The following is a 1,749-nucleotide window of genomic DNA, read 5'->3' on the forward strand; positions in this document are numbered from 1 at the left end:
CATAGGTATCTACACATTTATCGTGATACCTGTTATTACTTTGCAGAATGATTTCAACCTATCTGTTGGCGGGATTGACTCTCGCCTTACCCGCCGATATCAGACGCTGGTTAAACAGCATATGACGCCCGCGGCTCTTCTTGCTTCTGCGGTTAAAGACCTCGCAAGTGCTCAAAAATCAACTTTCGCAACTACCCAAGCTGTCTGGCGTTTTCTGAATAATAAGCGAATTAGCTTCAGTCAACTCAATGAGCCAATTATTTCGCTAGCACTTGAGCAAATTTCGCTTAGCCCGCATCCATACGCTCTCGTTGTTCATGATTGGTCACGTTTACAATTTCTTTACCATCATGCCAAATACGGACGCTTAAAAATGACGCACGGTGGCGATGTTGGATATGAACTTCAAAGCAGCTTGCTGGTTGATGCTGGCACGGGTTTGCCAATAGCGCCTCTATCTCAGACACTTACCGATGCAACCGGTTGTCATTCAATGTGGTGGTCAGGCGGCTGCCCATCCAGTCTGATTTCACCCCAATCTCATAGTTGTTACCGGTGATAGGCGCGAGATATTTACCCGAGCTGTCGCGGTAGTTTTGCGGCTGGAAAATGGAGGTATAGCTGGCGTAGGCCGACCAGTTTTCATTAATGTCATACACCAAACCGGCGTACGGCGTGGTGTGATTTTTCTCCATGCTGTAGGTCAAAGCATCGACGCGTCAGTTGGTGTAGCGGGCGCCAATGATCAGGTTCAGCGGATCGGCTAAAGAAATGCGGGTCGCTGCGTACAGCGATTTCATATAAGTTTTATCATACTGCGCGACGGTTTGTTGGCCCCAGTCGGTTTCCGGGAAATCATCGTTATAGTCGTAAAAGCTGCCCACTTCGTCAGGAAAGATATTTGCCCAAGTGTTCAGGTAACGGTTGGTTTGTCGGCTGTAGCTGCCCCCCAGCATCAGGGTATGTTGACGTCCTAATAGCTCATATTTGCCGTCGGCAAACAAATCCAATGAGTCTACTTTGCGCTCGCCAGTATTCCAGCCCGTCCCGCCCACATAATCATAGCCGGGCCCATAATTGCCATAGGGGCCGACGAGTTGACCGGTGTCTTTGTTAACGACCGCATCCAAATACATCATCTGGCTATCAAATTTGGTATTGGTGTGGGTGGCGTTCAGCGTCGCTTGCCAATTCTGGGCAAAGCGCTGTGTTAACGTGACAAAAAACTTATTGATTTCTCTATCGTTGTAAGCCCAATCCGGCGCGGTACTGTGGGAGCGGTCATAATGTCTGACGCTGCCATCGCTATTCCAGCGCGGTAAGCCTGCCCAGGTTGGGCTATTGGTATCAATGCGCTGATATTCGTAACCGGCCGCAAGGGTGGTGGAATCGCTCAGGTCGGCATCGATGATCCCTGAAAAGAAGGTCTTTTTATTGTTATAGCGATCGAGCCAGGAATCATTATCCTGATACCCGGCCACCACACGGCCGCGAACATTGCCGCTTTCCGTCAGCGGGCTTTGCAGATCGGCCACATAACGTTGTTTGTTCCAGCTGCCATATTCGGCGCTAAGATCGCCTTTGAATTCTCGACTGGTCGCATGTTTGCGCACCATATTGATTGAATAACCCCGAGTTTATTAGAGAGTAATTTTGGCAATACTACGCCGCTTCCTCTGATGCTAATTGCAAAGCGTAATAGTTCATTTCGGCTTCAGTAGGAGGGATGTAACCCAGCCGCCCGAGCAG

2 pseudogenes are annotated in these 1,749 nt (G+C 49.4%); one reads left to right on the forward strand and one right to left on the reverse strand.

The features are described 5' to 3' along the window. Positions 1 to 559, forward strand: a pseudogene (locus CINSTRO3249_RS15610) (hypothetical protein); the annotation flags it as partial. On the opposite strand, the pseudogene fhuE reads toward CINSTRO3249_RS15610, so the two are convergent. Continuing rightward, positions 492 to 1,625, reverse strand: a pseudogene (fhuE, locus tag CINSTRO3249_RS16335) (ferric-rhodotorulic acid/ferric-coprogen receptor FhuE); the annotation flags it as partial. The pseudogenes CINSTRO3249_RS15610 and fhuE overlap by 68 nt on opposite strands. Positions 1,626 to 1,749 lie beyond the last annotated feature (124 nt).

This window comes from Candidatus Sodalis sp. SoCistrobi, assembly GCF_900143145.1.
Taxonomy (GTDB): Bacteria; Pseudomonadota; Gammaproteobacteria; order Enterobacterales; family Enterobacteriaceae; genus SoCistrobi.